Genomic DNA, 26,223 nt, shown 5'->3' on the forward strand with positions numbered 1-26,223 from the left:
GATCCTTTCTATGAAAAAGAAATCACCCTTGTCATTCCTTCGTACAAGATCTTCGGTACGAAACCATCCATTCTGCATTACGGCTTGGGTTGCATCTTGATCCTCAAAATAGCCCTGCATCAGAATTGGAGAACGCACCAGTAATTCTCCGGCATCACCATCGGCAACCGGTTCACCTACACTGTCTACAATTTTCAGTTCAGCAAGGGGGTGCATATCATCAGGATGTAGCGAAATGCGCCCAATACTTCCAATTTTAGGGGGCTCATCAATTGGCTGATTGGTGACTCCCGGAGCTTCTGTCAAGCCATAGCCTTCGCGCAGGCAAGGCACTTTGAACTCAGCTTGAAAACCAGCATAGAGTGCAGGGGTAAGAGGAGAGAGGTATATTTTCGAAAGCGCGTGCGAAGCGACGAACTCAGATCGGTTTCGACGGAGCAAAATATTGCCTGCAGCCGCAATCAAATTCACCTGCGAAGCACGTGTTTTTGCAACGGTCTCCCAGAAGCGCGATGCACTAAAGCGCCGCTCAAAAATTATTGTAGCACCAGACACGAGTGCGCCTGCGAACGAATAGAAGAGCGCATTTATATGAAACAGTGGTAACACGCAAAGCATCCTCTCCTTGTGGGACAAGTCCATGCGCTGAATAAAGCCTTCACCTGAGAGCACAAAATTTCGTTGCGAATGCATGACGCCTTTCGGAAATCCGGTTGTTCCGGAGGTAAACATTATCAAGCAGGTGGATTCTGGATCGGGCTCGGCGGGCAAGTTCCCAGTTACTTGCTCTGAAAGTTTCCACAAATCCGGAATTTTGCTGTCGCTACTGTCCATTAAAATAGCTTCGGGCTGGTTAAGTTTATCTAGTCGATCCTGAGAGCAAAGTATGAGTTTGGGCCTAACTTTGTCCAGAATTTCTAAGATTTCTCTAGAAGATAGCTCACAGTTTATTGTGACAGCCGCTGCGCTAAGCCGTGCAATCGCGAGGAAAGAAATGGCATAAGTATCAGAATTAGTCGCAATCAGTGCTACGCGATCACCGCGGGAAATTCCTTTGCTTTGGAAATAAAGGGCAAACCTTTCCACGGCTTCAGAAAATCTGTTCCAGGTCCAGGCCCTGTCCTCAAATACAAGTGCTGTTTTATCACCCAGTCTGGCCCGTCGGCTTTCCAGCAAATTACTGCAGTTATACCTGTGCGAAACAAACGCAGCGCGGGAGTATTTTTTGCTTTCCATAGTTGGCTTAATACTCCCGCATGTGTTTCGTGGCTTGTTCTTCTATCTGATCCCAGATGGGCTTGGCCATTGGGTTTTTAGCCTCCTCCAAAAGATGAGCGACAAGACCTATTGATCTAGCCATCACCGCAATCCCCCGCATTATATTCCAAGGCAACCCAAGCTCACTACCGATAGCTCCGATAGCCCCAGTTGCATTGATTGGAAGCCGCTTGCCAAATTCTCTTTCAGCAGCCATTTCAATACGCTTCATGAGATCAACATAGCGACCTGACAAATTATGCTGCGCAGCGAGATCAAAAAGGACTGGAGTTCTTGGATCACCTTTTTTGTGAAGGTTATGTCCAATCCCAGGGATTATACTTTTGCTAGCTCGATGATCCTGGACAATGGATAGCGCCACAGCGTCCAAATCAATGTTGTCGGGAGCTTTATTTAGGTGGACCTGTAGAATCCGGGCCGCTCCTTCCATGGTTCCTGCGAAGGTATTGCCAAGGCCTAGGAGGCCCGCCGCAACAGCACCTTGAAGCGATTCTGGTGCGCCGAGATAGGTCAAGCGTGTCGATAAAACGCTGGGCGTCAAACCATGCTCAACTAAGGTTACTGCAAGCGCGTTAAATACAATTGATTCATCTTCGTTTGGCTTCCGGCCTGTCAACTCGAGAAAAGCAAAATCACCAAGACTAAATTTGCCAATAATTTCCAGTGGCAAATCTAGCCCATGAACCAGAATTCGGTCTTCATTGCTCCAGGCGATGTCGGTGCGTATCGTTTCGTTGTTTTTCATGGCTCGAGCCTCTATCTTCTGTTATCGGCTTTGTAAGGGAACGGGAGAAAATTTACCGCAGTCAGACCTGATTTTCAGTCCTATCCCCAATTTTGTTGGATCAATGACTATTTTTCCGCCGCGACGCACAAGCCCCTCGAATGGATCATTAAGAAACATCTCATGCATGGATAAATCATGGGCATAGCGCTGTTTCGGCAAAGCCAGAGCAATATGGGCGCTAATTGCATTTTGCAGGCTAGGCGTAAACATCGCACCAAACCGAAACCCCATGTCGTTCTCAATGCAACTTCGTGCAATATGAACCGTTTGTTGGAGGCTGCCAAAGCGTGAAATTCGCAAACTCACTATGTCTGCTGCGCACTGGTTGATTATAGCATTTGCATCTCTCTTTGAACAAACGGACTCGTCAGCCTCAATCGCAACGTTGCGGGATGCGGTAAGTGCAGCCATTGCAACCAGATCATCGCCGGTCACAGGTTGTTCGAAACTTACAACACCTAACGCAGCAAGCAGAGCAGCAGCATCTTGTGCACTGTCATATTCGTATGACCCGTTTGCGTCACAATAGATTTGAAGGCCATTGCCAAAAACTTCCCGAACATGGCGAACCTTTGAAATATCGCCTTCTCCATTTCCAGTGAGTTTTAACTTTACGGCATTTGTTCCTTTTGAAATACATTCTTCTATGTCAACTTGCGTCTGCTCTCTGGAACTCAAGGGGATTACATCAAGAGTTTCAACACTTCCCCCGTTTGAAGCACAGCCCAAATATTTGCATAAGGAAACACCCGCTAAGCGCGCTGCCAGGTCATGCAAGGCTGAGTCAATCGCCGCGAGGATCGGATTGAATGAATAGTTCAGGCTAAAGAGTTTATGCCGGATTTCCGTTAGGATTTGGAGATGATCCACGACCTCCCTGCCAACGACAACTTCCCTGAAAATACCAAGAATGGGGAGAACGGATGTGACAGGCAGGCCGAGTGGTGGCGTAGCCTCAATCACACCAAAACCATCTTCTCCTTCTTCGGTCGTGAGCTTTATTATAAGGCTTTCCACAACTGTTACAGCCCCAAACTTAAAGGTTATGGCCCCTCTTTTTACGGGTTGTCTAACCACCAGTGTTGAAAGCTCAGCGATTCGCATTTCTCAGCGCCCTTTGACCAAGTCTGGTAGGAAGGTTACGATTTCAGGGAACATAACAAACAGGGCGACGGCAGCAATATCCGCCAAAACGAACGGCAAAACAGCACGGAAGATTTTTTCAATAGGTATATCGGGTCTGACTCCAGAAACTACATAGCAGTTAAGGCCAATTGGTGGGGTCACAAGACCAATTTCAACCATCTTTACAAGAATGATACCGAACCAAATAGGGTCAAAGCCTAGGCTAATAATAACTGGGTGGATAACTGGAAGAGTCAAAAGCAACATGCCGATTGCATTCATAAACATACCTAGAAACAGATACATCAGCAGTATTACGAGAAGTGTGGCAAAGGGCGAGATTGGCAGGCTTGAAACCCATTCTGCTGCTGCAGAGGGTAGGCCCGCAAAGCCAAGAAATCGCACGAAAGTAACGATGCCCCAGATGACTGAGAATATCATTGCTGACAGCTTGACTGTTTCTATAAGCGACTGAGAGAGGTTGGAGAAATTCAGTCTGCCGCGTAACAATGCAAGTACGAAGACAATAAAAGCCCCGAGAGCCCCAACCTCGGTCGGGGTAGCCCAACCGGTATACATACCGCCCATGATCACGGAAATCACAACGACGATAGGCAACACGCCTCCGATGGAGGCAAAACGTTCGCCCCAAGAAATGCCTGTGACTGATGGACCAAGCTCAGGTTTAACCTTGAACATCCCGACCAACAGCAAAATGTAGATGAGAGCTGTAATTATACCGGGGATAAAGCCTGCCAGCAGCAGATCTCCGACTGATTCTTCGACGATTATACCATAGATTACAAGTATCGCTGAGGGTGGGATTAGCGAAGCAAGCGTGCCACCCGCAGCGACTACAGCAGCAGAGATAGCCGGTTGATACTTACTCTTAAGCATCTCAGGGATAGCGATGTGAGAAAAGACTGCTGCTGTAGCGCTGCTAGCACCGGAGACCGCTCCAAAGGAAGCGGTGGCAAATACAGTACCAATAGCCAGACCGCCGGGCAGCCAGCCAAGCCAGGCCTTTGCAAAGCGGTAGGCACCCTTCACCATCCCACCATGGTGAGCAAAGAAGCCAATCAGGATAAACATTGGCAGTACCGACAGCGTGAAATTTGAAACCTCTGAATGGGGTGCCATACCGGCAACCCCAGCAGCAACCTTCCAATTTTTCATGTAAAGCAGGCCGAGAAAGCCAACTAGACCGGCCGCAATGAAAATACGCACACCCAGAAAAATCAGCACGATGAGAACAACAAAGCCTAAATAGCCAACGGTGATATTATCCATGATAATGCTGCCTCAGTCGATTGCTTCTTTGAGAGGGTCTGCCTGTTTTGGTAGTGCTATTTCTGTGGCGTTCGGATCGGCGAGCATGCGCAGGCTGGCGACGAGTTCAATCGCCAGACGCATAGCAAAGACGCTGAGACCCACCACCGCGGCAAGTTTGGACGGCCAGATTGGCCATTCCATGTTCATTGTTGAGTCCCCTAGCACAAGCGAATTGCGGTAGAAGTCGAATAAAGAGGGTAGAATAATAAGGATAAAGGCTAGGGCAGTAGCGGTGGCAAACGTTTTGTAAAACCACATACGGCGGCCCGAAGAGCGACGTACCATCAAATCCATTTTCAGGTGGCCATCTCTCTGATAACAATAGGAAATTGGCAAAACGGCAAAGGCAACGATGCTTATTTCCACAGCTTCAAGATAGCCTGGGATGGGCGAATCAAGAAGCGAGCGAAGAAAAATTTCAGCTGCTCCTGCTAGCATCATGAAAAAAACGACAATTGCTCCTATAGATGCTGTGCAAAACTCAACTTTTTGAAGGCTGCGATCAACAACTGTGAGCCCATTTGTCAGCTTATTTTGATCGTTTGGCATTTCCACCACCTTTGTTATTTACACCCGACGACACTGGGAAGCAGGGGCGAAATCATTTGAGACATCGCCCCCACATTTGGTTGGGTGGAAATCGACTAGTTTTCAGATGCCTCGCTCAGAAGGAAATCAAGCAGTTCCTGAGCTGGAACGCCCCGCTCACTTGCAGATGCGATCCAGTCAGCGTAGATTGACGCTGAATTTTCTATCTCCATTGTTTCGATTGCAGCGGGATCAAAGCTAACCCTGTCTATACCCATCTCTTTCCACTTGGGGAAATTCACTTCTTCGATACCTCCATATGCATCCTTTAATGCACCCTGTGCAACGGGAATAGAATTTATGAGAAGTTGCTGATATTGCGCAGGAAGCTCTTCAAAAGCCTGCTTGCTCACTAGCGAAACTGTGACAAGGCGACCAAACTTGATATCATCGGAATACCAATCAGACAGTTCATCAACCTTAAATGCTGAATAGCCATAACTCGGAAAAGATACCCCGTCCATTGTTCCACGCTGCATGCTTGGATAAGTCTCAAACCCTGGGATTGACACCGGCGTCGCACCAAGCAGTTCAGCGACTCGTGCGCCATTTCCAATAATACGAACCCGCAATCCTTTTAGATCATCCAGGCTCTTAGGCGTATCGCCTTTAGCCATGACACTACTTTCGGGAATGAGTTGTGTTGTTAAATAAATAGCTCCCCATTTAGCGGCCTCTTCAACTAAAACTGGATGATTCAGGTAGGATTGGTGGACTCGTGCCACCTCATCAATACTTTCAAGAGGCAAGAAGGGAAGCGTCAGGGCCGAAAGAGCCGGGGCTTTTGCAGGTGACCAAGCAGAACTCCAAAGACCCATCTCAAATGCGCCCAGTTTGATACTATCGATATTATCCTGGGGTTTCGCAAGAGCGCCACCGTAATGTATATTGATAGAAAAATTACCGCCAGTTTGTTCTGAAATGTATTCGGACATGGCTTCGATCCCGCGGGTCAGTGCGCGTGAGCCACCATGTGCATTGAGGTCCCAATTTACTTTTGGTCCTTCAACTTCTGCTATCGATGCAACCGGCGCAAGAAAGGCACCGGTAAATGTTAAGGCACAGACCCAGAAAGTAGATTTGAACATGAAAGTTTCCTCCTTCAAATAAAGCAACGTTCGAATCAGTTATATAATGATATTACGGTATTACGCAATATTTTATAAATATATAGGTTGCTTGGGTAACAAAATGCTTTATTTATGCACTTAATTTGCTATTCCAGTGGAAATTTAGAGTAAATATTTGACAAATGTTTTCTGAATTCGACATTATGATAATATTGATTATGCCATCCTGAGACTACTTGGTTAAAAGAAAGAACAAATATGAGAAGACCCAACGTTGCGGCTCCCCTCCGTCAGGAGATCGCACAGGAATTGAAAGCCGATTTGGCAAATCTGGCTTTCTCGCCGGGTAGCCGACTGATTGAACGTGAACTTTGTGAGAGATACGAGGTGAGCCGCACCATCATTCGGGAGGTTCTTCGGGAATTTGAGTCGGAAGGGCTGGTTGTGAATATCCCGCAAATCGGGCCCGTTGTAGCGGTTTTATCCCCTGAGGAAGCTGTTCAAATTTACGAAATTAGAGGCATTTTAGCAGGCCTAGCAACAAGAAAATTTGTAGAGATTGCGTCACAGCGAGATATTTCAAGAGTGCTCAGGATTTTTGATCGTATAAAGGCCTCAGCAATTGAGGAGGATATCAGAGCGGTATTATCAGGGGTTTCTGATTTTCATAATACAGTCCTTGATACAATTAATAATGAACCTTTACGTGGGATGTTGGACCGCATTCACACAAGGGTGGCAATTATGCGGCTGACAACTCTATCTGCGCCGGGGCGACTGCCAAACGCTGTAAGTGAGCTTTCCAAAGTTTTTGAGGCCATCAAGAAACAGGATGCAACTGCTGCGGAGCGCGCATTTATTGCACATATTGAGTCGGTAGCGTTAGTTGCGCGGGAAGAACTCAAGCGGCAGCACTTAGAGCAGCCAATGGTAAAGCCAATGAAGCGGAAAGCCAAGTCAACCTGATCGGCTATCAATCCAATTCTAGGCCTGAGAGGCGCTCCAGCCATCGTATCAGCGCTGTGTGGTCGGAGCCTGCTCCCTCTTCAGAGTTGGCAGCATCCACCATTTCTCGAGTTAGGACACTATGCCTACTAGGAGCACCGCACCTGTTAGCCACATCGAGCGCTATCGCCAAATCCTTAGCCATAAGGTTTAATGCAAAACCACTGTCGAATTTGCGCGAAAGAACAAATTGCCCAATCTTGTTTTCAGTTGAATTGTTTCGTCCGGTCGAGGCGTTCAGAACATCCAACATAACTTGACTATCCAACCCAAACTTTTTGCCGATTAGCAACACCTCGCCTGCAGCAATCAATCCTGATGCTGACAAAAGGTTATTGAGAGACTTAATCGCGTGCCCTGATCCAACAGGCCCAACATGAGTTATTTGACGCGACATTGCGCTGAGTGGTCCCCGTACATATTCAATCGCTTCAGCATCACCCCCTGCCATAACGGCAAGTTGTCCAGTGCAAGCCCTTGTTACGTTACCCGAAACTGGTGCATCGACAAGCATGATCCCATCAGCTGCAAGTATTTTGGAGAGCTCCTGAGTTTGGAACGGAGAGACCGAGGACATATCGAGAATTGTGCTACCCTTTTTCAAGCCGTTGATAAGACCTTCCTGGTCATCGCCTAGAACAACATTTTTAACAATATCTCCATTTGGAAGCATCAGTATTATAAGGTCCGTAATCTCAGCTAATTCACGCAGAGACCCCGCATGCTTATCCACACCCAATTCTGCCGCCGCCTCCATATTCTCAATTGATATGTCATATCCAATAACCCTGTATTTCCCTGATGATACAAGACAGGAAGCCATCGGCTTGCCCATGATTCCAAGCCCTACAAAACCAATTCTCATCATGAATTAAGTAGCCTCATTAGTGCCTGCGAGCAGCCCATTCTTTTCCAAAACTGCCTTCGCAGTTCGAAATGCGTCAATACCAGCTGGGAAGCCGCAATAAACCGTTGCCTGCAGTAAGGCTTCGGAAATCTCTTCGGTGGTGCATCCATTGTTGACTGCGCCAATAACATGAGCTTCAAGCTCGTGGGACCTGTTCAAAGCAGTCAACATTACAATGTTTAAAAGGCTTCTTGTTTTTCTCTCAAGACCGGGGCGTCCCCAAACATCATTCCAGCAGTGGCGGGTCACAAAGTCTTGGATATCTCGATTGAAGTCGGAAAGATTGTCCAGAGCTCGATCAACATAGAAATCGCCCATGACCTCCCTTCGAATCTTGAGCCCATTTTCAAAAGCTTTTTCAGTCATTTTTTTCCTATTTTTTTCAGTCATTTTTTTTCCTATTATTGATAACCCAGTATTCAGTTACAGATTTTCCCGCAAGAACCTCAGCAAATCCAAATAAGCCCGCTCGGTCGCCTCTGGATGGTAGGCGGTTTCCCTGATCGGGTTAAAAAATCCGTGCTGTCCACCTGCATGAAGATAATATTCACCGCCGTCGAGTACATCCATCGCGGCACTCAGAATATCACGTGTTTTTTCAGACGAGTGAGGGTCTTCGCTTCCCAAATGAACCTGAACTGGGCAATCAATCTCGCCTAGTTTTTCCTTGTATGTCGGCACCTCTACAGGATAGAAAGCTCCACCGGCATCCAACAAACCTTTCGCAGCTGCCTTCAGAACTATCTTTCCGCCAAGGCAAAAACCAACCGCGCTGACTTTACCTGTGCAAAGCTCGTGAGACCGCAACGCATCAACAGCAGCTTCTGCATCAGCTTGAGCTGCTTGCTGATCTAATAAATTATAATACTGCAACGCTTTTTTCAAACTGGCCTCATCATATCCCAGACTGATATCAGGTTCGATGCGATGATACAGATCCGGAGCGATCACAGTGAATCCGTCTTCAGCCAATCTGGCTGCAATCCATTTTACAAACTCGTTAACACCGAAAATTTCCTGAAGGATTACAACACCGGGAGCTGGCGTCATTTTTGGCGTAAAGAGTGACGACCGCATTGAGGCTCCAGAGACAGGAATTGAAATGTCATTCACAATTTTTCTCCTTTTATAGAATCTTAATTCACTATTGATAATACCGTATTACCATTATATATTAAGAAAGTTCAAGATATGAATCAGCTTATCGCGAAGATTACAGCCCAGCTAAATTAAGAAATAAAATTCGTGATACTGAGGGACGCATAACAAGATAGTTCACTGAAATGGCAGACACCGATGAAACGTACATTTGAATATAACGGCCTTCCCGCCCATGTGGTTTTTGGCTATAGCACAATAGATTCTGTTCGCGCTGAGGTTGAAAAGCTTGGTGTAAAACGGGCTATTGTTCTGACAACGCCAGAATTTGAGGACAAGGGAAAACAGATAGCTGACCTTTTGGGGTCATTGAGCGCTGGTGTCTATCCATGTGCTAAAATGCACACCCCTGTTGCTGTCACGGAAGATGCAATAGCTTTTTTTCAAGCACGGAAAGCAGACGGCACTGTTGCCATCGGTGGCGGGTCAACAATTGGCTTAGGAAAGGCGATAGCCCTGAGGACAGACTGTCCACAATTGGTCATACCGACGACCTATGCCGGATCCGAGATGTCTCCGTACCTGGGTCAAACTGAGCATGGTGTGAAGACCACAATCTCGTCAAGAAAGGTTCTACCTGAAACAGTTATCTACGACGTTGCATTGACACATACTCTCCCATCTCGCTTTGCTGCGGCTTCCGGTGTAAACGCAATCGCCCATTCTGCCGAAGCCCTTTATGCAAAAAATACAAATCCTGTAGTTAATCTAATGGCTGCAGAAGGAATATCCGTACTACGCGAAGCGCTTCCAAAGATTGTGGCGAATCCAGAAGATCGAGAAGGAAGGTTTAATGCTCTTTATGGTGCATGGCTCTGTTCGATCGTTCAGGGGCAGGTTTCAATGGCATTGCATCACAAGATTTGCCATGCCCTCGGTGGTTCTTTTAATTTGCCGCATGCAGATATTCATGCGAACGTACTGCCACATGCAATTGCTTACAATTCAAAGGCAGCAGTTGCTGCAGTAGAAACAATTGCCAACTCTATAGGAAATCAAAATGCAGCTTTAGGTTTATACAACTTTAATTTAGAGATTGGAGTCTACACTAGTCTCAAGGATTTAGGGATGCCTGAGAGTGGTATTGAAGTAATTGTTGATCAGATCATGAATACTCCTTACTGGAATCCTCGAAAAATGAACCGCGGTGCACTGACTAAGCTTTTGCAACGCGTTTGGATTGGTGAACCCCCAAAATATGATCCGGATCAATAGCACCTAAATCGTCCAATCTGTCCCAAAGACTCTGACGTTAGACATGCGAGGGTGCTGTCAGACAAATGAGAACCAGCACCAGATTTCTGGCACAGCCTAAATCTATGCGCTCAATAATTGGCGCCACTCGGCGAGAGCAGCGGCACGGTTCAGCTTGAAATTGAGGCGTGAATAGAGATGGCGTTACCAAACAAAACCGCCCCCGAATGAATTTACAACGCTAATACTAAGGGCCCGTGGTCCGAGACGCGGGGCCCTGGGATTGGGGGCCCCGGTCCGTGGTCCTGCGGCTCAACTGTAGCGATCAGACACAGTAACCCCACGCTTTACGCGATCGTCCGCACATTCACGGTCACACACTGGTCACACACTCTTTGACAAAAAGGTTATATTCAGACAAAATACTCCAAGTATAACTTGGTGTGACCACTTAGGTTAAACTTCTATTTTCGTTGAAGTTGTGGTGCCCGGGGGCGGATTTGAACCACCGACACGAGGATTTTCAGTCCACTGCTCTACCCCTGAGCTACCCGGGCATGGGTGAGGAATTTCCTCGAGGCTGAGGCGTATTTAGGCGACCCGCTTAGGACTGTCCAGCTGATTCCGCGGATTTTCTAAGCAAAAAGGTCGAAAATAAAATTTGCCGGTTTTGAAACGGGCAATCCTGTGTTGGGCCGGGCTATTTTGCGGGGCTAGACTTCTGGATCGCAGGTTTGACTTTCAACTTCGGTACTATCGCTTTCATCATCATTTGCAATCACATAGCCACCGATCAACCATTTGCTGAGGTCAACGTCTTTGCACCGTGCAGAGCAAAAGGGGCGGTGCTCAGGTTCGCTTGGCTTCTTGCAGATGGGGCAAGTCATCCTAGGACATCTTGCACCACAGGGCGCTCGCGTTTGCGTTTCAGCTCACCGTGGCCCAGCGGGGTCCAGCCGACAAATTCCGTGGCCACGGTGCAGCTGCGCAATGCGGCGCGCAGGGCCACTTCTATCGGTTTACGATCTCGCTTGCTCATCGGCGCGAAATCAATTGCGATTTGCCCTGAATACCCTCGAAGACGCAATTGGCGGGGCAGATCTTTTGCTGCGGCCAGGTTGACCTTCAGCGAGGCTGCAGGCGAGAGGTCGGTGCCGGTGTTGATGTCTACGGTGATCATGGCGCGTGTGCACTCAATGAACATGCCGCCACTGCCCAGCGGCACCCAAGCCTGCTGAGCAGCTTCGATTTGATCCAAAGCGCCGCTGTCTTCGAGATCAGCATCGGCGGTCAGCACATCTGTCACATCAGACCATTCGCGCCAGGCTTGCACATGCGGATCATCGCCTTCGAGCAGAACCTCGGGCTCTTGCCCGGTTTCTGCGGCGATGGTCTCTGCGGTGCTACGCATGGTTTGAATGTCCTCGGCAATCTCCTCGAGATCTGCTGCTGCCGCCGCGCTGCGGATGATAAGCCCCATATCGGAGCCATCCATCGCGGATTTTGCCAAAAGCGTTAGCGCATCGCGCAGATCATCAGAATAAATTTGCCGCGAAATATTAAGGCCCGGTTGATCCGGAGTGACAATGGCATAACGACTTTTTAATAATACTCTTTGGGTGACCGGATCGGCCTTGCCATCTTCGGCAAAGCCTGAGGTTTGCACCGTGAGGGTCTGACCGGGGGCCAATCCTTTGGCCTTTTTCAGGAATCCTGTGCCATTGGGTAGGCGAAGGATCACGCCGCCAATGCCTTTTACCGGGCGATCAACGACAGCGCGCAAAAGGCTGCCGAGGGGCAGGCGATTGACATCTTCGACCAGAACGTCGTGCAATATCCCATCGACCAAAAGTGCCGCGACTTTGGCCTTTCCAATGTGGCCCAGAACGACCTGCTTGCCCTTCATGATTGCCCCCAAATATTGAGCCCTGCGGCCTGAAGCAGGTGTGCGGTCTCTGGGAGGGGCAGGCCCATGATCGCCGAGTAGGAGCCAGAAATCCAAGGGATGAAGGCGCCCGCAGGCCCCTGTATTCCATAGGCGCCGGCCTTGCCCTGCCAATCCCCTGTGGATAGATACCCCTCGAGCTCTTGCGGTGAGAGGCGTTTCATCTGCACGGTTGAGACGACATCTTTTTGCCAAATACACTCAGTGGTTTTAACGGCCACGGCAGTGATGACCTTATGGCGGCGGCCAGAGAGCTTTTGTAAAAAGACGCGCGCCTCGACTCTGTCGGCCGGCTTGCCCATGATGCGGCGCCCGAGGGCAACCGTCGTGTCGGCGCAGAGAATGACCTCATTTGCAGCTGCGGGCAAAGCTGCGGCCTTGGCAGCCGTGATGCGGTTGCAATAGCTGCGCGGCAATTCTCCCTTTCGTGGCGTTTCATCGACATCCGGAGCGCGCACGTCAGCAGGACAAAGCCCCAAAACCGCCAGCAATTCAGGCCGGCGAGGGCTTCCTGATCCCAAGATCAGTTGTTTACTTGAAACGGTAATTGATCCGTCCTTTAGACAAATCATAGGGTGTCATTGCAACTTGCACCTTGTCGCCCGTCAAAACCCGAATTCGGTTTTTGCGCATTTTGCCCGCCATTGTTGCGACGATCTCATGGCCATTTTCCAGCTCAACCCGAAACGTCGCGTTAGGCAAGAGCTCCTTTACGACACCGGGAAATTCGAGTGGTTCTTCCTTCGCCATGGTCTCTCCTTCAAAAAAGCCTGACCTGGTGCCAAGCGTGCCTCTAAATGAGCGGAGTTGCACAATTTTTCAAGTCAGATTCCGCGTAAATTCCGCGAAATCGCGCCTGGGAGGCGTGAATTTGGGAGCTTTGCCCTCTTTGGGGCCGGCGCAGTTGTGAAGAATCATCGAAATCAATTCAAATGATGGCTATCAAGGATGCCTAGATGCCGTCTTTTGGGGGGCCGAATTTTGCGATCAGTCGCTCAATGATCTGATCGCGGGCTTGGCGATAGGCCGCCAGTTTTTGTTCGCGGGTCTCGCCCGTGGCGGTTGGATCCATGATCGGCCAATATTCGACTTGCAGCGCGTAAAAGCGTGTAATCTCTTTTGCCTCACGTTGGCTGGTAGGCGAGAGCGCAACGATAAGGTCAAAAGACGAGAGCTCATCACCGAGTTTTTGCATTTCGTCAAAGGACCGCGTTTTATGGCGTGCCAGCTCAATCCCGAGTTCAGAGCAAACAGAGATGGCAAATCCATCAACATCCATATCGGCCAAAACACCGGCTGATTGCACGTAGGTTTCATGGCCGTAGAATTTCTTCATAAGGCCTTCCGCCATGGGAGAGCGCACGGCATTGTGGTCGCAGCAAAACAAAACAGATTGGGGAAGCCGCGACATCTAAGTTATCCCCCGAAATGCAAAACGCAAATAAGTGTGAACAGTCGACGCGCCGTTTGCTCATCAATATCGGCTTTGCCATTAAGGCGCTCTTGTAGGACCCGCGCGCCTTCATTGTGGATCCCGCGCCGGGCCATATCGATGGTTTCAATTTGGCTGGGCGGGAGGGTCTTCACGGCTTCAAAATAGCTTTCACAAATTTGAAAGTAGTCTTTCACCACTTGGCGAAAGGGGCCAAGGGACAGGTGAAATTCAGCGGCTTTCACTTCATCTTCAGTGGTAAGATCAAAGACCAGGCGTCGGTCGCGTATGAAAAGTTCCAGCCGATAGGGCCCGCTTGGTGACGGGGTCTCATCGCGGGCCGGCAAGGTGAAGCTGTTGCCTTCTAAAAGATCAAAAATCGCCACCTTCCGCTCTTGGTCAATTTCAGGAGTAGGGGGCGGGAGATTGCTGTCGTCCAGAGATATTTTTGAAATGTAGCTCATTTACTGTTTAATTTATCTAACCGAGCGCGCACTGACAATCCATGCGCTTCGAGGCCTTCGGAAATGGCCAATACCTCAGCCGCAGGACCGATGGCGGCCAATGAAGCCGGGGTCATTTTGGTCAAAGTAGTGCGTTTGATGAAATCCATGACTGAGAGGCCGGAAGAGAATCGCGCTGACCGCGCTGTTGGCAGAACATGATTGGGCCCGCCAATGTAATCTCCAATTGCCTCTGGCGTCCAAGCGCCTAAGAAAATTGCGCCGGCATGGGTGATCTGCGCTGCCAAGCTATCGGGATCAGCGATGCAGAGTTCCAAATGCTCAGGCGCGAGTCGATTGGATAGGGCCGCGGCCTCTGCCATATCATTCACCACAATTACCGCGCCAAAATTGCGCCAAGACTCGGCTGCAATCGCGCGGCGTTCCAAAGTTTCCAACTGCTGAGTGACTGCTTGCATCACCCTTTCACCAAATTTTGCATCATCGGTGATTAAAATGGATTGTGCGCTTTCGTCATGTTCCGCTTGGCTGAGCAAATCTGTTGCGATCCACGCCGGGTCATTCTCCCCATCTGCGATCACAAGAATCTCGGAGGGTCCGGCGATCATATCAATGCCGACTTTACCAAAAACCCGCCGCTTGGCCGCGGCGACGAAAGCATTGCCGGGGCCGGTGATTTTATCGACTGGAGCGATGGTACCAGTGCCATAGGCCAGCGCGGCAATGGCCTGCGCACCCCCGATGCGGTAAATTTCATCGACCCCGGCAATATGCGCGGCTAGAAGCACCAGCGGATTCGTTACCCCCGTCTGGCGTTGGTACGCAGATTGCCAAACGTTCAACCCCGGCCACTTTTGCCGGAATTGCGTTCATCAGAACGGAAGAGGGATAGGAGGCCAGCCCACCGGGCACATAAAGCCCCGCTGCCGATACTGGGGTCCAGCGCCAACCTAACTCTGCGCCAGTTTCATCTTCCCATAGGGCATCTGCTGGCAATTGCCGGGCGTGATAGGCACGAATACGATCTGCGGCCGACTCGAGCGCCTCGCGTTCAACGCTGGGCACGGTTGCGCAATGGGCCATGATCTCTTCACGTGAAAAGGCCAAAGTGTCGGGCGTCAGATTAAGTCGATCAAATTTTGCGGTCAGCTCAATGACCGCATCATCTCCGCGGGTGCGCACATCTGTGATGATATCTGCGACAATGGCATCCACATCGGGGCTGTTTTCCCGCTTCGCTGTCAGCAAGGCCAGAAAGCAGGCTTCAAAATCAGCCTGATTGATATTCAGAGTTTGTGGCATTCGATCCCCCAAGATTGCCCTGACTTAGCGCGATGTGGCCCAAGCCTCAAGCCGGTCGCTTTAGGTTAATCATGGCTGGGCGCACGGTTGGCCGGGGAGAGATAGGGGCGTGTTACATCGCGCAGGCCGGCTTCAAGCGCCTCCACCTCAAGCCGTATCGCTCCATCGCCCGCGAAAGTGAGAAGGCAAGCGCCCGCCCCATCAGTCTCGGGGGTAAATGTGAGGCTGAGCAAGCTCAGGACCAAATCTGGATCTGTGCGATCGAACCCTTGGGTTTGAACCGCTTTAACATCCTCAAAGCTCAAAACTGATTGCACGCGCTCGACCTGGGACGCGCCACGAGCCTCCCAGCGAAAGCGGTTGAGCAGCAATGCAAAACGACGTTTAGAGCCATGCCAAGCCATCTGTGCTACAGGCAGGACCGCATCTTGGGTCATGGCGGAGAGCACTTGTAAATCTTCCTTGTCGAAGGCGATTAAGAGCAGAGGCTTTTCCAGGCCATCTTCAAAGTGCGCATCATTCACTGGCCCGTGATCCGCTCAATTTTAGCGCCACAATTGCCGAGTTTTTCTTCCACCCGCTCATAGCCGCGGTCCAGATGGTAGACGCGATTTACTAAAGTCTCGCCTTCGGCCGTAAGCCCCGCCAGGATCAAAGAGATCGAGGCGCGTAGATCGGTGGCCATAACCGGCGCCCCTTTCAGACGTTCCACGCCAGTGACCGTCGCCATGCCGCCATTCACCTCAATCTGCGCCCCCATGCGGCTCAGTTCAGGTGCATGCATAAAGCGATTTTCAAATATTTTCTCCTCTAAAACGGAGGTTCCTCTGGCCGTGCAAAGCAATGCCATCATCTGGGCTTGTAAGTCTGTCGGAAAACCTGGGAAGGGTTCGGTGGTCACATTTATGGCTTTGATGTCTGCATTTGTGCGTTTCACTTTGAGACCCTGCTGGGTTTGCTCAACGCTTAGGCCTGCTTCATCCAATTTCTCACAAAAAGCCGTCAGAAGTTCAATTTTCCCACCTAGACATTCCACTTCTCCACCCGTTATCGCCGGGGCTAGCATATAGGTGCCCAGCTCAATACGGTCTGTCACAACCGGATGAGTGGCCCCATGCAGCCGGTCCACCCCTTGGATGGTGATGGTGGAGGTGCCATGCCCGTCAATCTGCGCGCCCATGGCAATAAGGCATTCGGCGAGATCAACTATTTCGGGCTCACGCGCCGCCTTTTTTAGGATGGTTGTGCCTTGAGCCAATGTTGCGGCCAAAAGCGCATTTTCTGTGGCGCCAACAGAGACGAAGGGAAATTCGATCGTGGCGCCTTTTAAACCTTGCGGCGCTTTGGCGTGGACATAGCCGTCGCGCAACTCAATCTGTGCTCCAAGCGTTTCCATCGCTTTGAGGTGCAGGTCGACGGGTCGCGCGCCAATGGCACAACCACCGGGCAGAGAGACGACCGCTTGCCCCGCACGCGCCAGCATTGGTCCGAGCACGAGAATTGAGGCGCGCATTTTACGCACAATATCATAGTCGGCTGTCAAATTGTCGAGGTTGTGGGAGCACATGGTTAACACCTTGCCATCCTGCATGGTGGTTACTTCTGTCCCAAGGCTCTCAAGCAGGACGCCCATGGTCTTGATGTCCGATAGGCGCGGCGCATTGGTTAAAGTGATGGGTTCCTCACTGAGCAATGTGGCGGGCATCAGGGTCAGACAGGCATTTTTTGCGCCAGCAATGGGGATTTCTCCATGCAGCGCACTACCACCAGTTACCAAAATCGAATCCATTCAACTGTCCTTTTTGTCGGTTCCATCGTCACGCGCGCGCGCCCGGGCCTGCGCCTTACGCCGGCCCATATTCGCCTTCAGGGCGGCTTTCAAGCGTGCTTCACGCTCAGACTGGACCGACTTAGGGGTCGATTTGTGCTTGTCTGCCATAACGCTGGCTTAACTCAAGCTTTGCGCGCGGTCCAGCCGCCGGCATGCTTTGCCAAGGCTACAAGCGATATTCTGCAGATTTTGCCCATTCTTGGACTTGCGCCCAGGCCCAAGACTGTCTAAATCGCCCATCAGATGCTGTGGTAGCTCAGTGGCAGAGCACACCCTTGGTAAGGGTGAGGTCGAGAGTTCAATCCTCTCTCACAGCACCATTCGACTCCCCAGGAAAACTAAAATTATTTTAAATGATATACTTATTTTCCTGAATGGGCCATATAATCACGACCTCTGCATAATCTAGCCACCAAGTCATAGCACTTTTCCCGGTGGCAAGACCGGGCTGCACCTGCTTGCCCCCCGGCAAGCGCTGCCCTCAATTCTTTGTTGAAATGGCGTTATGCAGAGGTCTTAGGCTTGTACTTGTTCATCCAATCCAGACTGTTACTGGTTGCCCCATCGGGTTGGTATTCGGCGCCTAAGGGGCGGTTCCAACCGAGCCTGTCTAGGGCGGCGAAAACCTCCGTATAGTCCAAAGTGCCTTGATCGGGACTTTTGCGGTTGGGTATGGAGGCAAATTGAATGTGGCCGATGAGGGGGAGGCGCGACCGCAATTGGGCGATGACATCGTCCTCGGTACGGCCGACATGATAGCAATCAAACATCAATCTGAGGTTTGGATAATTGACGGATGTGATAATCTCTTCTGCCTGCGCCAAGCTGTTAAGGAAATATGCCGGCGCATCGTAGCGGTTGAGAGGTTCGATCAAAATCATCATGCCAACTTGCTTAGCCTGATGGCATGCATGGGAGAGCGCTGTGCAAAAGCTTGCCTGAGCTGCAGCTCCTGAGGCCATGCCTGCCATCACATGCAGGCTGCGCGCTCCGATGTCGGCGGCAAAACTCAAAGATTGGTCAATAACCGCCCGCGCCAGAGCTTCATGTCCCGGTAGGGCGCTGAGGCCAAACAGGCCAACGCCGCCTGCAGACTTCGGCGTGTTCAGCCCCAACATTTCAAGCCCTGTGTCCTTCAAAGCGGCTGTGATCTCTGTCGGCGGCGTGGCGTAAGGCCAATGGCATTCCACGGCGTCAAATCCCGCGGCTTTGGCGGCGCGAATTGCGGCGGGTAAAGGCAGATCAGCCCAAAGAAAGCCAAGGTTGGCTGAGAATGTCACCATGCTGATGCTCCAAATTTCCGCTTGGCCCTGATGAAAATGAGGGTGGCACGCGCCATGGGGCGTAGATTAGGGCTGTGGCGAAGCTGGCGCAAGCCATCTTGCCAAATGCCAGGTTTTGCGATCCGCCGGTCACGTAGCGGCTTTTCATTGCCGCCGACACTCCGTAAAAGGGGCGCGATCTTCCTCGTAGTGGTGAATAGACCCCGTGACCCCTGTTTGTGACCTTGAAAGTGCTGTACCGGTGCCTTGGCGTCTTACTGCCAAAACTGAGGCAATGACCGCAGATATTGCCGCATCTCTGGCGGAGTTGCTCGGGCCGGGCGACGTGGTGCTGTTGCAGGGTGGCTTGGCTGCGGGCAAGACCTTTTTCACCCGCCATCTGGTCCAAGAGCTTGGAACGCAGGACGATATATCCAGCCCCACCTACACGATCGCTAATATCTACCAGACAAAGAGATGCAATGTGATGCATGTGGATGCTTACCGCCTGTCTGACGCGCAGGAATTTCACAATCTGGGGCTTGAAGAAGAAATTGACACATCCATCTCAGTCATCGAATGGGGCGAGCGGATTCAGGAGGCGTTTGACGCATATCTGCACATTACCTTCACCGCCGTTCATGAGCAGGCCGGCGCGCGGGATTTGGAGTTTGGCGCTTTCGGGCAGCGGGCCCATCGTCTTTTGGCGCAGTTTCAAAAAAGGTGTTTGCGTGGATGGCTATGATGTCGCTTTTGTTGCAAAATTCTGCCGGTCAAATGGCTGTAGGCTTAGGAGATGGCGACCAGCTCATCTTCGACAGCTCGCTTGATGCTGGTTTGGTGGGCTTGCGAAATGTGCAGGCCCATGTGCAAGCGGGATTGGATCAAAGTGGCAAGACGATGTCAGATGTGGATTGTGTATTCGTCGATATTGGGCCTGGGGGGTTGGGCGCGACCCGCACCACCGTGGCCTTTGCCAATGCCTTGGGTTTTGCCGCTTCTATCCCGGTTATCGGTCTGCATGCCTTTGAGCTGATTGGCCGCCATGTATCGGCGAGTGGGCTTCGGCCGGTGGTATGTATTCGTCCAGCGGCGCGCCCAAATTACTATATTGGAAAATTTGAAGCTGGGCTGTTGTCACATTTTACGTTTGCGGATGTTGTCGCGGTCAAAGATTTTGTGCGGGCGCATAGAGATATCGCGGATTTCGCTGGGAAGTTTGCCTTCTCCAATGACGAGAACGCACCTGATGAGATCTGGCCGATGTCACAGGGAAACACTGCATCTATGGACTGTTTTTTAGCCCTGGGGTTGGAAAAATATCAAACATCCACGCGCAGCACACGCGTGTTTCCGATCTCTGAAAACTTAAGTGTGACGGCACAATGAGCGGGGGATCTTTGTCCAGCGATCTGACAGCTCTGCCGCGCCTCGTGGAGGCGTTGCGCGCCGGCGGCGTGGTGCTTTTGCCAACGGACACAGTTTTGGGGCTTGCGACTTTGCCGCATATGCAGGCCGGTGTGGATCGCCTTTATGCTTTAAAGGATCGACCTCGTGCCAAGGCCCTACCGATTATGGTTGCTTCGCCTGCACAGCTTGCCGATCTTGGCGTAATTCTCACACCCGTGATCGAGCAGGCCCTGGCCAGCCCATTTGTGCCGGGGGCACTGACGATTGCGGCAGAGATTGATCCGCAAATTTGCCCAGACTGGCTCGCGGGTCGCCGCGAAATAGCCTTTCGCATTCCGGATGCTCCGCTCTTGCTGAAACTTTTGCGTCAGGTTGGCCCGCTGTTGGTGACGAGTGCCAATCGTGCCGGCCATCCCACACCGGCGAAAGCATCTGAAGTGCTTGCGCAACTGATGGGCGCACCCGATTGGGTGGTGGAGGGACCGGCCGGTGCGGATGTAGCATCAACTCTCATCAATTGCACCCGATCTCCCGCTGTGATTGAGCGCTTGGGCGCGATATCACAGGCGCAACTGGCCCAATACATGCAGGTGTGCCATGGGTGATTTGGTATTGGGGATTGAAACCTCCTGTGATGACACCTCTGTCGCCTTGGTGGATCAAAACGGTCAAATTGCTGCGATCAAAACGGTTTCGCAATATGAGGTGCATTCGGAATTTGGCGGTGTTTATCCCGAATTGGCCAGCCGCGCGCATCTCGAAGCCATTTTGCCCACCGTTGAAGCTGTCATGAAACAGGCCGGCGCGGGCCGTCTGGATCTTCGTGCCATTGGAGTTACGCGCGGGCCGGGCCTCATGGGATCGCTTTTGGTAGGCGTGTCGACCGCACAGGCTTTGAGCATGGCTTGGGCATTGCCCTGCTATGGGGTGAACCATCTGCGCGGGCATATCCGCAGTGTGGATTTAGAACAAAAGCGTCTCACCTATCCGGCGCTTGTCATGTTGGTGTCGGGTGGCCATACGCTTTTGGCCTATCTTGAAGACCAACACTCCTATGAGCTTTTGGGCACAACCCGGGATGATTCCGTGGGGGAATGCTATGATAAGGTGGCCCGCACCCTTGGGCTGGAAATGCCCGGCGGTCCGGCGATTGACCGTATGGCAGCCTCTGGCACCGCATGTATAAAATTTCCGCGTCCGATGATTCAATCAGGTTACGAATTTTCGTTCTCCGGTTTGAAATCCAGCGTGGCGCGTCATGTGGAAACCAATCCTGACTTTGCGATCGATGATGTGGCGGCCTCCTTTGTCGATGCCTGCTTGGACGTATTGGGCGCCAAGCTGTGCCGTGCGATCGCGCAAAAGGCACCCGCTTCTTTGGCCGTGGTTGGCGGTGTGGCGGCAAGCTGGCAGCTGCGCGCGCGTATGCAGCAGATCAGTGAGGAGACAGGTGTCTCGCTCTGCCTGCCACCGCAAAAATGGGCAACGGATAATGCCGCCATGATCGCGCTTGCCACATGGGACTATATCGCCCACAACGCCCCTCAAAATCTGGAGCCAAAACCAAATCTGCGTCTGGTTGATGTCTGACTTACAGCTGGCTTAAGATATCCTGTGCAATATAATACCCACTGGTAAAGGCAGCCTCAACGCGCCCTTTGATGAGCCAATCTCCGCAAGCCCCACTTCTAGACGCATGATCTATGAAATGGGTTTCGCCGGTGCGTTTGCTGCAATTTGCGTAGCGCCATTGGTGAATTGCCTTGTGATCTGCATGGTTCACGTCCTGACCCATCACCAAACTTGTCTGCTTTAGTAGGTACTGCAGAGCCTCATTGCGATCCAAACCGTCATGCTGTGTCGCCCAGCCATTGGTTGAGTGAACCAGCAGGGAGGTCGCAGAGTTACGGTCCGGTTTGGAAGAGTTTACAGAAATCCAACTGATATCTTCGCCGCGCACCAAAGCGGCTTGGTAATCCAGTGGTAATCTGGCCTCAAAGCCCAGCATGAGAGTGAAACACCCCTTCATTTTGGCCGATTTTACTTTGGTGTTAAATGACGTATCTTCCGGCCATAATTGGGCAGCTTGCTGCGCAGGAATAGCCGAAACAACCCAATCAAACTGCCCCAAATTTTGACCGATCTCACCTTTTAACACCCAGCCTTTTGGGGTTTTTTCAACTGCGGTGACAGCTGTACCAAGAACAAGGCTCAGCTCCTGGCTCAGGAATTTCCCAACAGCATTCATACTTGGTGATCCGACATAATGAGGGGTCTGCGCATCCCATTGTCGAGATTTGGTAATTTGGCGATTTTCAATTTCAACAAAAGTTGCATTCCAGGGCTTGATCACACCTTGGCGCAGCATGGGCGCTAAGAATTCTTTAAAAGTGCTGGATTTTGCGCTGAAAAATTGACAGCCATGATCAAAATTGTAGGGGTCGGCGCGTCGCGTTGCGAGGCGACCGCTTGGTCCCTTGGCCTTGTCGAATACGGTCACATTGGCATGTGTGTTCAAGATGTTTGCCGCCGTAAGACCTGATAGCCCGGCGCCAATGACGGCGATGTTTAACATAACAATACCAATACCTTTCACCTGTCGCAGCAGGCCAGTTTAAAGTCACAAGCTGCTTTCAGATGAAATATAGCGAGACGCCATTATATCAATATCGGCGGAAGAATAGGGACCCTTAAAGAACGCAAAGAATGACTGTTGTGCGCATATTGAGCATTCATTTTCATATCATCGAGCTTCAAAAAAGAGACAACTGGCCATCGGTTTTTGGTTTTGCTTTGCGCGCCTTGCGTGACTGGACCTTGCGGCTTCCTAATTTGACGAAAACAGTATTTGCCGCGGTTTTAAATCCTGGCCCATCTTTGATGTCAAAAATCTTTTGCTTCGCAGCCCGTGTTGCTGTGACATTATCCACGATCGGGGCCGGGTAATCCTGCCCAAGTCTAAAACGGCTGGACGCAATAAGATTTGGTGTGAAATTCCAAGGTTCGTGAACATAATCGTCCGGAATTTCCTTAAGTTCTGGGACCCACTTGCGAATAAAAACGCCGTTTGGGTCATGCTCCTTGGACTGTTTGAGCGGGTTGTAAATTCGAATGGCATTAATCCCCGTGACACCGGATTGCATTTGCATTTGGCTGTAGTGGATGCCGGGTTCATAGTCTGTAAACAAGCGCGCCAAATGAGGCCCCGTGACGCGCCAATCGAGCCAAAGTTGGTAGCTGGCGAAGCTTACGAGCATGGCGCGCATGCGAAATGTGATCCACCCTTCCGCGATGAGGTTGCGCATGCAGGCATCGATAAAGGGAAAACCTGTAGTCCCATCTGCCCAGGCTTGAAAATGCGCGGGATTATGCGTGGCTTCGCGCAGATTTTTAAAGGCAGGATGCATGCAATGCGTCTCAATTTCTGGCTGGTCTTCAATCTTTTGAATAAAATGACATCGCCAGGCTAAGCGTGATTCAAAGGCGCGCAGATTGCGCCCAAAACTCTTGTTTTCTTGCGTAGATAATTGTGCACGCCGTTTTGCAATCGATTGGCTGACCTCTCGGGCAGACAGTGTTCCAAAAGTGAGGTGAGTGGATAGGCGGGAGCAATAAAATTCAGATTTATTGGGCCCGGAAATATGCGAAAGATAACCGCGAGAGCGATCATTAAGAAAGCTTCTTAGATCCTTTATAGCCTGAATTCTACCGCCTTTTTGAACCTGGCCAATTGGCAGTTTTCCAAACATCGGATCGTATTTGGTTGGCAATGGATCTGATTGACAGCGTTCGACTGCTTGTAGGGCATTTGGTTTTGGATGAAGGGATTCCGCCATGCGTTTGTTTCGGATACTTGACCAGTTATCGCGATTGCCGAGTCTTCGCACAATGCCATTTGTTGGGCTGGTCTCTAGGCGAATACCGAGATCAGTGCAGAGATTTTGCACGGCAATATCTCGTCTATAAGACCAAAGGTTTCCCGTCTCTTCATGGGTGTATAGCGTGCCAATATTATAGTCTGAGTGAAGCTGTGCTAGGATGTCTACGGCACTTCCAACCCTAACGACCAACTCTTGCCCCAAATCTTGCAGCTCGATGTTTAGATCGCACAGACAGTCGTGAATAAAGTGCCAGTGGCGCGGCGATGCATCCGGTTGGAGCCAATGATCCGGCTCGACTATATATAGAGGAATGGCGGGATCCTCTTGGCGTGAAGCAGTGAGGAGGGGAGCATTATCATTGGCCCTTAAATCGCGCTTGAACCAAATTATGTTGTGTTTTTGTGACATTTGAAACTTTTGGTTGGTACAGGATTTGGGTGCATTGATCTTGTCAAACTAGTTTTTATCTCTGGCAATTCGACATCCGGTTTTACGCATTTAATCTTCGCTTGGATCATTGGGTTCGCAAAGTTCGCGCTCAGAGATATCGGGAAGGTTTTTTCTCATTAGTCGCCTTATATTGAGTTTCTCGCTGACGATATCTTGTAGCTTTGTTTGGGAGTTTTTGGCGACTGCAGCGATATCCCAATAGCAGTTAATGCAGAGCTTTTGATCTCCTCGATGGAGTTTTATGCGCGTTGTAACGATAGGTTCATGGCTATAATCGGGGTGGGGATTTTTTGTACGATCGCAAAGCGCACAAGTGGCGCTGGCGTTATTGTAGGTAAAAATTGGATTTGCCATAGACGTAAAGTCCCCCTGCAAGGGATCCCATATTAAAGCTTTAGGCAGATGGGGGATTGAACTGCCAAACTCCTCGCCACGGTCTCGGTATAGTGAAACACCATCTCCCTTGCATGACGATGAGATAGTGTGATCCTCAAATATGACCACATAAAAATTTAAGTGATCCAATAGCATCAGGACGGCGTAATTGGTGTAACATTTCTTCTCCCTGAGTAAATGTGCAACTTTGCGGCTGGGCTTTCGGGTCCAGCCGTTTTTTTCGGATTTATCGATTAGCTTAACGTCGCCATGGCTTGAGCCAAATCACCGGTCAAATCCTCTACCTTTTCAAGGCCAATATTGAGCCGGACAATTCGCCCTCCATAATCGTGATGGGGGCGTTGTAAATCTGGATAAACCACTGCAAGGCTGTTGACGCCACCCCAACTCATTCCGATCTTAAAAATTTGCAGCTGATTGATGAACTCCACAACACGATCGGCCGCAATGGTTTCCTTAAATATGAAGGAAAAAACGCTTGTTGATCCGCTAAAGTCGCGCGCCCAGACAGCATGCCCTGGACAAGTGGGCAGTGCGGGATGGAGCACCTGCGCGACCAGAGGGTGATCGGCCAACCAGTTTGCAATCTCAAGGGTGTTTCGTTCCAATACCTCCAACCTGACAGCCAGCGTTTGCAACCCGCGCAAAGCCAAGCTGCAGTCGTCGGGTGATACGGCGAGGCCCAGCTGCTGATAGATTGGTCCAAGCTTATCGTAGGCCTGTTTGTCACGCGCAGAAACCGAGCCAAGCAAGAGATCACTGTGACCGCCAACGTATTTTGTGAGCGCCTGCATGCTGATATCGACACCATGAGCGAATGCATCGAACATGACACCCGCCGCATATGTATTGTCCAAGGCCACAGCAACGCCATGGGCATGGGCGGCTTGAACGATCGCGGGCACATCTTGCACTTCCATCGTCACGGAGCCGGGGCTTTCGCACCAAATGAGGCTTGTATTTTCGCGTATCAGCCCATAAATTCCAGCGCCGATTAGGGGATCATAGGCTTCGACTTCAATATTTAAACCTCGCATGATGCCTTCTGCCATTGCCTTGTTCGGCCCATAGGCGGAATGCGGCACCAAGGCATGGCTGCCGGCTTGGCAATAGGAAAAATAGATCAGCGCGATCGCCGCCTGTCCCCCTGGCACAATAAAGGTCTCCGATGCCCCTTCAAGCTCCGCAATTCGTGCCGCCAATTCCAAAGTCGTCGGTGTTCCATATAGCCCATAGGAATAGCCATGCTCGGCTTGCTGCCAGTCATCTGTAACAACTGATTGTTCATGAAATAAAACGGTTGAGCCGCGATAGACGGGTGTGGCAAGTGAGCGATAATCCTGTCGCGCCTTGGGGGAAGGGTTCAATAATTTTGTACGCCAATCCATTTCTATTCCTTACTTTTA

30 protein-coding genes, 2 tRNA genes and 2 pseudogenes are annotated in these 26,223 nt (G+C 50.7%); 7 read left to right on the forward strand and 27 right to left on the reverse strand.

The window, feature by feature from the left end; genetic code table 11:
• The 6 genes from ABLW18_RS08395 to dctP all read right to left on the reverse strand — a co-directional run.
• Window positions 1–1,236: long-chain fatty acid--CoA ligase (locus ABLW18_RS08395; protein ID WP_347824375.1), on the reverse strand; the 1,236-nt coding region annotated here is incomplete at its 3' end.
• Between the two features lie 7 nt (window positions 1,237–1,243).
• Window positions 1,244–2,023: a citryl-CoA lyase gene (locus ABLW18_RS08400; protein WP_347824376.1), complete on the reverse strand. Its 780-nt coding sequence runs from the start codon at window positions 2,021–2,023 to the stop codon at window positions 1,244–1,246.
• A 21-nt stretch (window positions 2,024–2,044) separates the two neighbouring features.
• On the reverse strand, window positions 2,045–3,169 hold the full coding sequence (locus tag ABLW18_RS08405) for a mandelate racemase/muconate lactonizing enzyme family protein (RefSeq protein ID WP_347824377.1): 1,125 nt from the start codon (window positions 3,167–3,169) through the stop codon (window positions 2,045–2,047).
• Between the two features lie 3 nt (window positions 3,170–3,172).
• Window positions 3,173–4,480: a TRAP transporter large permease gene (locus ABLW18_RS08410; RefSeq protein ID WP_347824378.1), complete on the reverse strand. Its 1,308-nt coding sequence runs from the start codon at window positions 4,478–4,480 to the stop codon at window positions 3,173–3,175.
• 12 nt (window positions 4,481–4,492) lie between these two features.
• Window positions 4,493–5,071, reverse strand: a complete 579-nt coding sequence (locus ABLW18_RS08415) for a TRAP transporter small permease (protein WP_347824379.1) — start codon at window positions 5,069–5,071, stop codon at window positions 4,493–4,495.
• A 95-nt stretch (window positions 5,072–5,166) separates the two neighbouring features.
• Window positions 5,167–6,198 (reverse strand): TRAP transporter substrate-binding protein DctP, encoded by a 1,032-nt coding sequence (dctP, locus tag ABLW18_RS08420; protein WP_347824380.1) that lies wholly within the window; start codon window positions 6,196–6,198, stop codon window positions 5,167–5,169.
• 240 nt (window positions 6,199–6,438) lie between these two features.
• Here dctP and ABLW18_RS08425 point away from each other — a divergent pair, with 240 nt between their 5' ends.
• Entirely contained in the window at window positions 6,439–7,146 is a 708-nt protein-coding gene (locus tag ABLW18_RS08425) for a GntR family transcriptional regulator (RefSeq protein WP_347824381.1), read from the forward strand.
• Window positions 7,147–7,153: 7 nt separating this feature from the next.
• Here the strand turns inward: ABLW18_RS08425 and ABLW18_RS08430 are convergent, their stop codons facing one another.
• From ABLW18_RS08430 to ABLW18_RS08440, 3 genes are read right to left on the reverse strand one after another with little or no spacing between them, the layout of a single operon-like run.
• A complete protein-coding gene (locus tag ABLW18_RS08430) occupies window positions 7,154–8,053 on the reverse strand; it encodes an NAD(P)-dependent oxidoreductase (protein ID WP_347824382.1) in 900 nt (299 codons plus the stop codon).
• Window positions 8,054–8,056: 3 nt separating this feature from the next.
• Window positions 8,057–8,482, reverse strand: a complete 426-nt coding sequence (locus tag ABLW18_RS08435) for a carboxymuconolactone decarboxylase family protein (protein ID WP_347824383.1) — start codon at window positions 8,480–8,482, stop codon at window positions 8,057–8,059.
• Between the two features lie 33 nt (window positions 8,483–8,515).
• Entirely contained in the window at window positions 8,516–9,205 is a 690-nt protein-coding gene (locus tag ABLW18_RS08440) for a dienelactone hydrolase family protein (RefSeq protein ID WP_347824384.1), read from the reverse strand.
• Window positions 9,206–9,388: 183 nt separating this feature from the next.
• On the opposite strand from ABLW18_RS08440, the gene ABLW18_RS08445 reads away from it, so the two are divergent.
• The gene (locus ABLW18_RS08445) at window positions 9,389–10,465 is read left to right on the forward strand and encodes a maleylacetate reductase (protein WP_347824385.1); all 1,077 of its coding nucleotides are present in this window, start codon (window positions 9,389–9,391) and stop codon (window positions 10,463–10,465) included.
• Window positions 10,466–10,567: 102 nt separating this feature from the next.
• Here the strand turns inward: ABLW18_RS08445 and ABLW18_RS08450 are convergent.
• From ABLW18_RS08450 to ABLW18_RS08505, 12 genes and pseudogenes are all read right to left on the reverse strand, one after another.
• Window positions 10,568–10,648: pseudogene (locus ABLW18_RS08450) on the reverse strand (IS6 family transposase); the annotation flags it as partial.
• Between the two features lie 278 nt (window positions 10,649–10,926).
• Window positions 10,927–11,001 (reverse strand) — tRNA-Phe (locus ABLW18_RS08455).
• Window positions 11,002–11,157: 156 nt separating this feature from the next.
• On the reverse strand, window positions 11,158–11,331 hold the full coding sequence (yacG, locus tag ABLW18_RS08460) for a DNA gyrase inhibitor YacG (RefSeq protein WP_347824386.1): 174 nt from the start codon (window positions 11,329–11,331) through the stop codon (window positions 11,158–11,160).
• Window positions 11,328–12,350 carry a ribonuclease E/G gene (locus tag ABLW18_RS08465; RefSeq protein WP_347824387.1) on the reverse strand — a complete coding sequence of 341 codons (1,023 nt, stop codon included), beginning with the start codon at window positions 12,348–12,350 and terminating at the stop codon, window positions 11,328–11,330. The genes yacG and ABLW18_RS08465 overlap by 4 nt, the downstream gene beginning before the upstream one ends.
• Window positions 12,347–12,961 carry a Maf family protein gene (locus tag ABLW18_RS08470; protein ID WP_347824388.1) on the reverse strand — a complete coding sequence of 205 codons (615 nt, stop codon included), beginning with the start codon at window positions 12,959–12,961 and terminating at the stop codon, window positions 12,347–12,349. The genes ABLW18_RS08465 and ABLW18_RS08470 overlap by 4 nt, the downstream gene beginning before the upstream one ends.
• Entirely contained in the window at window positions 12,921–13,139 is a 219-nt protein-coding gene (infA, locus tag ABLW18_RS08475) for a translation initiation factor IF-1 (protein WP_044048756.1), read from the reverse strand. Before infA ends, ABLW18_RS08470 begins: the two co-directional genes overlap by 41 nt.
• Window positions 13,140–13,341: 202 nt before the next feature.
• Window positions 13,342–13,800, reverse strand: coding sequence for a low molecular weight phosphatase family protein (locus ABLW18_RS08480; RefSeq protein WP_347824389.1), 459 nt, complete (start codon window positions 13,798–13,800; stop codon window positions 13,342–13,344).
• Between the two features lie 5 nt (window positions 13,801–13,805).
• Window positions 13,806–14,285, reverse strand: coding sequence for a UPF0262 family protein (locus ABLW18_RS08485; protein ID WP_347824390.1), 480 nt, complete (start codon window positions 14,283–14,285; stop codon window positions 13,806–13,808).
• A pseudogene (hisD, locus tag ABLW18_RS08490) lies at window positions 14,282–15,587 on the reverse strand (histidinol dehydrogenase). Before hisD ends, ABLW18_RS08485 begins: the two are co-directional and overlap by 4 nt.
• 65 nt (window positions 15,588–15,652) lie before the next feature.
• Window positions 15,653–16,111 carry a DUF2948 family protein gene (locus ABLW18_RS08495; protein WP_347824391.1) on the reverse strand — a complete coding sequence of 153 codons (459 nt, stop codon included), beginning with the start codon at window positions 16,109–16,111 and terminating at the stop codon, window positions 15,653–15,655.
• Entirely contained in the window at window positions 16,108–17,376 is a 1,269-nt protein-coding gene (gene murA, locus ABLW18_RS08500; protein ID WP_347824392.1) for a UDP-N-acetylglucosamine 1-carboxyvinyltransferase, read from the reverse strand. Before murA ends, ABLW18_RS08495 begins: the two co-directional genes overlap by 4 nt.
• A complete protein-coding gene (locus ABLW18_RS08505; RefSeq protein WP_347824393.1) occupies window positions 17,377–17,526 on the reverse strand; it encodes a hypothetical protein in 150 nt (49 codons plus the stop codon).
• Window positions 17,527–17,663: 137 nt separating this feature from the next.
• On the opposite strand from ABLW18_RS08505, the gene ABLW18_RS08510 reads away from it, so the two are divergent.
• Window positions 17,664–17,738 (forward strand) — tRNA-Thr (locus ABLW18_RS08510).
• A gap of 183 nt (window positions 17,739–17,921) precedes the next feature.
• Here the strand turns inward: ABLW18_RS08510 and ABLW18_RS08515 are convergent.
• Together ABLW18_RS08515 and ABLW18_RS08520 are read right to left on the reverse strand one after the other, a co-directional pair.
• On the reverse strand, window positions 17,922–18,701 hold the full coding sequence (locus tag ABLW18_RS08515) for a TIM barrel protein (protein WP_347824394.1): 780 nt from the start codon (window positions 18,699–18,701) through the stop codon (window positions 17,922–17,924).
• A complete protein-coding gene (locus ABLW18_RS08520) occupies window positions 18,661–18,849 on the reverse strand; it encodes a hypothetical protein (RefSeq protein ID WP_347824395.1) in 189 nt (62 codons plus the stop codon). The genes ABLW18_RS08515 and ABLW18_RS08520 overlap by 41 nt, the downstream gene beginning before the upstream one ends.
• A 126-nt stretch (window positions 18,850–18,975) precedes the next feature.
• Between ABLW18_RS08520 and tsaE the strand changes: the two genes are divergently transcribed.
• From tsaE to tsaD, 4 genes are read left to right on the forward strand one after another with little or no spacing between them, the layout of a single operon-like run.
• Window positions 18,976–19,425 (forward strand): tRNA (adenosine(37)-N6)-threonylcarbamoyltransferase complex ATPase subunit type 1 TsaE, encoded by a 450-nt coding sequence (tsaE, locus tag ABLW18_RS08525; RefSeq protein WP_347824396.1) that lies wholly within the window; start codon window positions 18,976–18,978, stop codon window positions 19,423–19,425.
• Complete coding sequence (locus ABLW18_RS08530; protein WP_347824397.1) at window positions 19,416–20,069, forward strand: hypothetical protein; 654 nt, start codon at window positions 19,416–19,418, stop codon at window positions 20,067–20,069. The genes tsaE and ABLW18_RS08530 overlap by 10 nt, the downstream gene beginning before the upstream one ends.
• Window positions 20,066–20,695, forward strand: coding sequence for an L-threonylcarbamoyladenylate synthase (locus ABLW18_RS08535; RefSeq protein WP_347824398.1), 630 nt, complete (start codon window positions 20,066–20,068; stop codon window positions 20,693–20,695). Before ABLW18_RS08530 ends, ABLW18_RS08535 begins: the two co-directional genes overlap by 4 nt.
• Window positions 20,688–21,680 carry a tRNA (adenosine(37)-N6)-threonylcarbamoyltransferase complex transferase subunit TsaD gene (gene tsaD, locus ABLW18_RS08540; RefSeq protein ID WP_347824399.1) on the forward strand — a complete coding sequence of 331 codons (993 nt, stop codon included), beginning with the start codon at window positions 20,688–20,690 and terminating at the stop codon, window positions 21,678–21,680. The genes ABLW18_RS08535 and tsaD overlap by 8 nt, the downstream gene beginning before the upstream one ends.
• A 1-nt stretch (window position 21,681) precedes the next feature.
• On the opposite strand, the gene ABLW18_RS08545 is transcribed toward tsaD, so the two are convergent.
• The 4 genes from ABLW18_RS08545 to ABLW18_RS08560 form a co-directional block, all read right to left on the reverse strand.
• Window positions 21,682–22,665 (reverse strand): FAD-dependent oxidoreductase, encoded by a 984-nt coding sequence (locus ABLW18_RS08545; protein ID WP_347824400.1) that lies wholly within the window; start codon window positions 22,663–22,665, stop codon window positions 21,682–21,684.
• Between the two features lie 178 nt (window positions 22,666–22,843).
• Window positions 22,844–24,379 carry a deoxyribodipyrimidine photo-lyase gene (locus tag ABLW18_RS08550; RefSeq protein ID WP_347824401.1) on the reverse strand — a complete coding sequence of 512 codons (1,536 nt, stop codon included), beginning with the start codon at window positions 24,377–24,379 and terminating at the stop codon, window positions 22,844–22,846.
• 90 nt (window positions 24,380–24,469) lie between these two features.
• Entirely contained in the window at window positions 24,470–24,775 is a 306-nt protein-coding gene (locus ABLW18_RS08555) for a hypothetical protein (protein ID WP_347824402.1), read from the reverse strand.
• A gap of 275 nt (window positions 24,776–25,050) precedes the next feature.
• Window positions 25,051–26,205, reverse strand: coding sequence for a cystathionine beta-lyase (locus ABLW18_RS08560; RefSeq protein WP_347824403.1), 1,155 nt, complete (start codon window positions 26,203–26,205; stop codon window positions 25,051–25,053).
• Window positions 26,206–26,223 lie beyond the last annotated feature (18 nt).

Origin of the sequence: uncultured Planktomarina sp., assembly GCA_943788425.1 — a bacterium.
In the GTDB taxonomy this organism is placed as follows: Bacteria; Pseudomonadota; Alphaproteobacteria; order Rhodobacterales; family Rhodobacteraceae; genus Planktomarina.

What these genes read in the sequence shown, in the direction of transcription:
- ABLW18_RS08435 (WP_347824383.1), bottom strand. Translation starts at nt 8,482, where the DNA reads ATGACTGAAAAAAATAGGAAAAAAATGACTGAAAAAGCTTTTGAAAAT.
- dctP (WP_347824380.1), bottom strand. Translation starts at nt 6,198, where the DNA reads ATGTTCAAATCTACTTTCTGGGTCTGTGCCTTAACATTTACCGGTGCC.
- ABLW18_RS08530 (WP_347824397.1), top strand. Translation starts at nt 19,416, where the DNA reads ATGGCTATGATGTCGCTTTTGTTGCAAAATTCTGCCGGTCAAATGGCT.
- ABLW18_RS08515 (WP_347824394.1), bottom strand. Translation starts at nt 18,701, where the DNA reads ATGGTGACATTCTCAGCCAACCTTGGCTTTCTTTGGGCTGATCTGCCT.
- ABLW18_RS08425 (WP_347824381.1), top strand. Translation starts at nt 6,439, where the DNA reads ATGAGAAGACCCAACGTTGCGGCTCCCCTCCGTCAGGAGATCGCACAG.
- ABLW18_RS08445 (WP_347824385.1), top strand. Translation starts at nt 9,389, where the DNA reads ATGAAACGTACATTTGAATATAACGGCCTTCCCGCCCATGTGGTTTTT.
- ABLW18_RS08560 (WP_347824403.1), bottom strand. Translation starts at nt 26,205, where the DNA reads ATGGATTGGCGTACAAAATTATTGAACCCTTCCCCCAAGGCGCGACAG.
- ABLW18_RS08550 (WP_347824401.1), bottom strand. Translation starts at nt 24,379, where the DNA reads ATGTCACAAAAACACAACATAATTTGGTTCAAGCGCGATTTAAGGGCC.
- ABLW18_RS08545 (WP_347824400.1), bottom strand. Translation starts at nt 22,665, where the DNA reads ATGTTAAACATCGCCGTCATTGGCGCCGGGCTATCAGGTCTTACGGCG.
- ABLW18_RS08430 (WP_347824382.1), bottom strand. Translation starts at nt 8,053, where the DNA reads ATGATGAGAATTGGTTTTGTAGGGCTTGGAATCATGGGCAAGCCGATG.
- ABLW18_RS08535 (WP_347824398.1), top strand. Translation starts at nt 20,066, where the DNA reads ATGAGCGGGGGATCTTTGTCCAGCGATCTGACAGCTCTGCCGCGCCTC.
- ABLW18_RS08505 (WP_347824393.1), bottom strand. Translation starts at nt 17,526, where the DNA reads ATGGCAGACAAGCACAAATCGACCCCTAAGTCGGTCCAGTCTGAGCGT.
- ABLW18_RS08410 (WP_347824378.1), bottom strand. Translation starts at nt 4,480, where the DNA reads ATGGATAATATCACCGTTGGCTATTTAGGCTTTGTTGTTCTCATCGTG.
- ABLW18_RS08555 (WP_347824402.1), bottom strand. Translation starts at nt 24,775, where the DNA reads ATGGCAAATCCAATTTTTACCTACAATAACGCCAGCGCCACTTGTGCG.
- ABLW18_RS08470 (WP_347824388.1), bottom strand. Translation starts at nt 12,961, where the DNA reads ATGATTTGTCTAAAGGACGGATCAATTACCGTTTCAAGTAAACAACTG.
- ABLW18_RS08480 (WP_347824389.1), bottom strand. Translation starts at nt 13,800, where the DNA reads ATGTCGCGGCTTCCCCAATCTGTTTTGTTTTGCTGCGACCACAATGCC.
- tsaE (WP_347824396.1), top strand. Translation starts at nt 18,976, where the DNA reads ATGACCGCAGATATTGCCGCATCTCTGGCGGAGTTGCTCGGGCCGGGC.
- tsaD (WP_347824399.1), top strand. Translation starts at nt 20,688, where the DNA reads ATGGGTGATTTGGTATTGGGGATTGAAACCTCCTGTGATGACACCTCT.
- ABLW18_RS08400 (WP_347824376.1), bottom strand. Translation starts at nt 2,023, where the DNA reads ATGAAAAACAACGAAACGATACGCACCGACATCGCCTGGAGCAATGAA.
- ABLW18_RS08465 (WP_347824387.1), bottom strand. Translation starts at nt 12,350, where the DNA reads ATGAAGGGCAAGCAGGTCGTTCTGGGCCACATTGGAAAGGCCAAAGTC.
- ABLW18_RS08485 (WP_347824390.1), bottom strand. Translation starts at nt 14,285, where the DNA reads ATGAGCTACATTTCAAAAATATCTCTGGACGACAGCAATCTCCCGCCC.
- ABLW18_RS08415 (WP_347824379.1), bottom strand. Translation starts at nt 5,071, where the DNA reads ATGCCAAACGATCAAAATAAGCTGACAAATGGGCTCACAGTTGTTGAT.
- infA (WP_044048756.1), bottom strand. Translation starts at nt 13,139, where the DNA reads ATGGCGAAGGAAGAACCACTCGAATTTCCCGGTGTCGTAAAGGAGCTC.
- murA (WP_347824392.1), bottom strand. Translation starts at nt 17,376, where the DNA reads ATGGATTCGATTTTGGTAACTGGTGGTAGTGCGCTGCATGGAGAAATC.
- ABLW18_RS08520 (WP_347824395.1), bottom strand. Translation starts at nt 18,849, where the DNA reads ATGAAAAGCCGCTACGTGACCGGCGGATCGCAAAACCTGGCATTTGGC.
- ABLW18_RS08405 (WP_347824377.1), bottom strand. Translation starts at nt 3,169, where the DNA reads ATGCGAATCGCTGAGCTTTCAACACTGGTGGTTAGACAACCCGTAAAA.
- yacG (WP_347824386.1), bottom strand. Translation starts at nt 11,331, where the DNA reads ATGACTTGCCCCATCTGCAAGAAGCCAAGCGAACCTGAGCACCGCCCC.